The 4922-nt window shown below is 64.8% G+C and carries 6 protein-coding genes; 4 read left to right on the plus strand and 2 right to left on the minus strand.

Annotated features, from left to right (window positions below; all coding sequences use genetic code 11):
• Window positions 1–606: LysR family transcriptional regulator (locus EN742_RS24500; protein WP_148670228.1), on the minus strand; the 606-nt coding region annotated here is incomplete at its 3' end.
• Between the two features lie 222 nt (window positions 607–828).
• Between EN742_RS24500 and EN742_RS24505 the strand changes: the two genes are divergently transcribed.
• The 3 genes from EN742_RS24505 (at window position 829) to EN742_RS24515 (ending at window position 3499) form a co-directional block, all read left to right on the plus strand.
• The gene (locus tag EN742_RS24505; protein ID WP_127406811.1) at window positions 829–2325 is read left to right on the plus strand and encodes a CoA-acylating methylmalonate-semialdehyde dehydrogenase; all 1497 of its coding nucleotides are present in this window, start codon (window positions 829–831) and stop codon (window positions 2323–2325) included.
• A 308-nt stretch (window positions 2326–2633) separates the two neighbouring features.
• Entirely contained in the window at window positions 2634–2939 is a 306-nt protein-coding gene (locus EN742_RS24510) for a hypothetical protein (protein WP_126057813.1), read from the plus strand.
• Between the two features lie 239 nt (window positions 2940–3178).
• Window positions 3179–3499, plus strand: coding sequence for a hypothetical protein (locus tag EN742_RS24515; protein WP_126057814.1), 321 nt, complete (start codon window positions 3179–3181; stop codon window positions 3497–3499).
• Between the two features lie 12 nt (window positions 3500–3511).
• Here the strand turns inward: EN742_RS24515 and EN742_RS24520 are convergent, their stop codons facing one another.
• Window positions 3512–4171 (minus strand): GntR family transcriptional regulator, encoded by a 660-nt coding sequence (locus EN742_RS24520; protein WP_126057815.1) that lies wholly within the window; start codon window positions 4169–4171, stop codon window positions 3512–3514.
• 101 nt (window positions 4172–4272) lie between these two features.
• Here EN742_RS24520 and EN742_RS24525 point away from each other — a divergent pair.
• A partial coding sequence (locus EN742_RS24525; protein WP_148670229.1) for a dihydrodipicolinate synthase family protein occupies window positions 4273–4922 on the plus strand: 650 nt, incomplete at its 3' end.

A 4922-nucleotide genomic window follows, 5' to 3' on the forward strand; every position in this document is an offset into this window, starting at 1 on the left:
GTCGAGCGAGGGGCTGACGATGAGGTCCGGCACGTAGCCAATCAGCGTGTGCCGGCCGAGCTCGGCCGGCGTCGTCGGCAAGCTATGGGCCTCGGCATAGGCGCGCGAGGCGAACAGGCCGAGCGTGTAGTCGACCAGCTTGCCCGCCACCAGCCGGCCCTCGGTCGGGCGTTCGACGGTGATGGCGATGTCGGCCTCGCGCCTGGACAGCGAGAAGGAGCGCGGCACCGGCACCAGCTGGATGGTGAGCTCGCGGTGAAGGGCGGTCAGTTCTCCCAGCCGTTTCGCCAGGAAGGCAACGCCAAAACCGTCGGGCGCGCCGATGCGCACCGTGCCCGAGATATCGTCGCCTTCGCCGGCAACGGTCGAGCGCGCGGCGATCATGTCGCTCTCCATGCGCTCGGCTATGTCGAGGAAGCGTTCGCCGGCCGGTGTCAGCTCGCTGCCCGTGGTCAGGCGGCGGAAAAGCTTCGTCCGCAGCGCCTCCTCGAGCGCCGCGATCCGGCGCGAGACGGTGGCGTGGTTGAGCTCCAGGCGTTTCGCCGCGCCGAGGATCTGGCCGGCGCGCGCCACGGCGAGAAAGATGCGGACGTCATCCCAGTTCATACCGGATGGTCCGGATTAGTCGCGAGCGCTGCCTTTGCCGCCTGTCCCCTTTGTCCAGCCTGCAATCTTCGATCCCTTTCAGCAACTCGCCATTTGCGACAATTAATGCACAGCTGCCCATCGTTGTCTATTTTTTGCACAACGGTTGCGTTTTCGCTCGCGTTGCCTTCGCTCCGGCAAAGGCGGACAATGCGCCATCATCAAAACACAGGGAGAGAAACCATGATCGATTACGGTCATTTCATCGGCGGCAAGCGTGTCGCCGGGACCAGCGGCCGCAAGCAGGACGTGATGCAGCCGATGGACGGTTCCGTGCGCGGCACGGTGGCGCTGGCTTCGCAGGCGGAACTGCGCGCGGCTGTCGAGAACGCCAAGGCGGCGCAGCCCCAGTGGGCGGCCACCAACCCGCAGCGGCGCGTGCGCGTGCTGATGAAGTTCCTCGAACTGGTGCAGCGCGACTATGACGAACTGGCCGACATCCTGGCGCGCGAGCATGGCAAGACGATCGCCGACGCCAAGGGCGACATCCAGCGCGGCCTGGAAGTGGTCGAGGTCTGCATCGGAGCGCCGCACATGATGAAGGGCGAGTTCACCGACGGCGCCGGCCCCGGCATCGACGTCTACTCGATGCGCCAGCCGCTCGGCGTCGTCGCCGGCATCACGCCGTTCAATTTCCCGGCGATGATCCCGCTGTGGAAGATTGCGCCGGCGATCGCATGCGGTAACGCCTTCATCCTGAAGCCTTCCGAGCGTGATCCGGGCGTGCCGATCCGCATTGCCGAACTGTTCATCGAGGCCGGCCTGCCGGCCGGCATCCTCAATGTCGTCAACGGCGACAAGGAAGTCGTCGACGCCATCCTCGACGATCCCGACATCAAGGCCGTCGGCTTCGTCGGCTCGACGCCGATCGCCCACTACATCTATTCGCGTGGCACCGCGGCCGGCAAGCGCGTGCAGTGCTTCGGCGGTGCCAAGAACCACATGATCATCATGCCCGACGCCGACCTCGACCAGACGGTCGACGCGCTGATCGGCGCCGGCTACGGCTCGGCCGGCGAGCGCTGCATGGCGATCTCGGTGGCGGTTCCGGTCGGCAACGACACCGCCAACCGGCTAATGGAAAAGCTCATACCGCGCGTCGAAAGCCTGAAGGTCGGCCCGTCGACAGATTCGTCCGCCGATTTCGGCCCGCTGGTGACGGCGCAGGCGCTGGAGCGCGTCAAGGGCTATGTCGATCTCGGCGTCAAGGAAGGTGCCAAGCTCGTCGTCGACGGTCGCGGCTTTACGATGCAGGGCTACGAGAACGGCTACTATATGGGCGGCTGCCTGTTCGACAATGTGACGGCCGACATGCGCATCTACAAGGAAGAGATCTTCGGGCCGGTGCTCTCGGTGGTGCGCGCGCCGACCTATGAGAACGCCATCAAGCTCGCCAACGATCACGAGATGGGCAATGGCGTCGCCATCTTCACCCGCGACGGCGATGCCGCGCGTGACTTCGCCTCGCGTGTCCAGGTCGGCATGGTCGGTGTTAACGTGCCGATCCCGGTGCCGATCGCCTACTACACCTTCGGTGGCTGGAAGGCGTCGTCCTTCGGCGATCTCAACCAGCACGGCCCGGATGCGTTCCGCTTCTACACCAAGACCAAAACGGTCACCTCGCGCTGGCCGTCCGGCATCAAGGACGGCGCCGAGTTCGTCATCCCGACGATGAACTGACCGGACGTCTCCTGGTTTGCGCGTCCTCGCCGCGATGCGGCTGCGGGCGCGCGGCAGGCATCAAGGACGGCGCCGAGTTCGTCGTCCCGACGATGAACTGATCCAAGAATCGGGAGATGATCAGAGGAAGGCCCGGGTCGTATCCGGGCCTTTTTCGGATTTTTGCCGATACGCTTGTTCGCGAATCTACAAAGTGGATGGAACCAAGCGGGTGCCCTCCGTCTTAGCCTATATCCCTGCCAAGGTGCAGGCCAATCAAACAGCGCCGGTTGCAGCCGGGGTTCTCGTCTGGCGCGAGGAGGTGTCAGATGGCACGATATCTCGTGGCAACGACGGTCGTTGCCGCCGCCGCGATGTTCGCGGCAGCCGGCCAGTCAAACGCGGCCGGGCAATGCGCGGCGCGGACCGACATCATCAAGGCGCTGGGCGAGAAGTTCCATGAAAGCGAGACCGCGCGCGGCCTGGTCAACCGCAGCGTCATCCTCGAGGTTTTCGTTTCCGAACAGGGCACCTGGACCATCCTGGCAACCGACACGCACGGGCTGAGTTGCGTTATTTCGGCCGGGGAAGGCTGGGACCATACAACGCAAGTGGCCGCGCTGCCGGGTACCTGAGCACGCTTCTGCTTTGCTAGCATTAGAATCGGCAAGCGCCTGACGAGGCACCCGCTTGCGCTTTGCCGTTGCCGTCACCATATATGGAACATAATGGGAACATCCAGAAGTTCCCATTAGTGGCAGACCGGAACGCAGAAAGGAACGACGCGATGATGACGTCGGAACCGGCCTGGGTGGCTCCGGCAAAATGAGGCTGTCTCCTTTTGCCGGGACGCGATGGCAAAAGGAGGTGCCCCATGGCACGCAAGTCCTTTTTGGGTTGGGTGAGAAACCTGGTCCTCGCCGGCGCGCTGGCGATGGGTACGAACAGCTCGGGCGCTCAATACCAGCACTGTGTCAAGCATAGCGCTCTGGTTGCCCATCTAAGCGAGAATTTCCAGGAACGGCAGTTTGCCTTCGGGTTGATCGGCCAGGTCGCGATCATGGAAGTGTTCGTCGGCCAGAGCGGAACCTGGACCATCATCGTCACCGACGTCGACGGCACGAGCTGCATCATCGCGGCCGGCAACAGTTGGGAAAGCGTGGCTGCGCCGACCGGCCATGACGCGCGATACTGAGATCGGGAGCGCTCAGCGCGTGGCGGCGACCTCCGCATGGCCGCGCAGCAACGCCATCAGGCGCTTGGCATCCTTGGCGGCGGCTTCCTCGTCGCCGGCGAGGATCGAGCGGATCAGCGCGACGTGGTGCTCGGCCGATTCGGCAAGGCCGGTATCCGACTTGTAGCGGAACCAGAAACGTCGGCTGTGCGTCTGCAGGGGCGCCGCCACCCGCGCGGCGAAGGGGTTGTCGGCGGCCAGCGCGAGTGCCTCGTCGAGCGCCTTGTCGGCCTGGATGAAGGCCAGCACATTGCCCGAGATGACCGCCTTCTGCATGGCAAGCGCGGCGTCATGAAACAGGTCCGCCGCCTCGCGGGTGACGAAGCGGGCGGCCGAACGCGCCAGCACCACCTCGACGCCACGCCTGGCATCGATCACGCGCAGCCAGTCTCCGGGATGAAGCGGCGCGATCGCGATGCCGGCGCGGGGCCTGACGTCGAGCAGACCCTCCCAGGCCAGACGCTGGATCGCCTCGCGCACCGGCGTGCGGCCGAGCCCGAGACGCTCGATCAGCGCGCCCTCGGTGACGAAGCTCGCCGGCGCCAGCTCGAGCGTGACGATCATATGCTCGAGCGCGCGATAGGCCTTCGCAGCCGCGGGCTCGAAATGAGATATATCTTCCAACAGAGCCATCGCGTCTCCTGATATATTTTCCATATATCATAACGGATTCCGCATTGATAGACCGTTTCTTACTAGATATATCACTGATATATCAGATTGGAGACGCTGCCATGTGGACTGGAGTTTTTCCCGCCGTCACGAGCAAATTCACCGAGGACGACCGTCTCGATCATGCCGAAATGGAGCGCTGCTACGCGCTGCAGATGGAGGCCGGCTGCGACGGCATCATCGTCTGCGGCTCGCTCGGCGAAGGGCCGATGCTGTCGCATGACGAGAAGATCGAGGTGCTCAAGACGGCGCAGAAGGTCGCCGGAGGGAAGCCGGTGCTGCTCACCGTGAACGAGCCCGGCACCCGCGAGGCGGCAAGCATCGCGCGCCGTGCCGGGCAGGCCGGGGCCAGCGGGCTGATGGTGGTTCCCAGCCCGATCTACCATACCGACCCGGAAGAGACGGTCGCCGCCCTGCGCGCCGTGGCCGATGCCGGCGACCTGCCGGTCATGATCTACTCGAACCGGCTGGCGTACCGGGTCGACGTCACAGTCGACCAGATGGAGGAGCTGGCGTCCGACGCGCGCTTCGTCGCCATCAAGGAATCCTCCGACGACATCCGTCGCTCGACGGAGATCATCAACCGGCTCGGCGACCGCTACGATCTGTTCACTGGCGTCGACAATCTTGCCTTCGAGGCACTGTCGGTCGGGGCCGTCGGCTGGGTGGCGGGGCTGGTCACCGCCACCCAGCCGACGGCCCCGACCGACAG

Origin of the sequence: Mesorhizobium sp. M4A.F.Ca.ET.020.02.1.1, assembly GCF_004022645.1 — a bacterium.
Classification (GTDB): domain Bacteria; phylum Pseudomonadota; class Alphaproteobacteria; order Rhizobiales; family Rhizobiaceae; genus Mesorhizobium.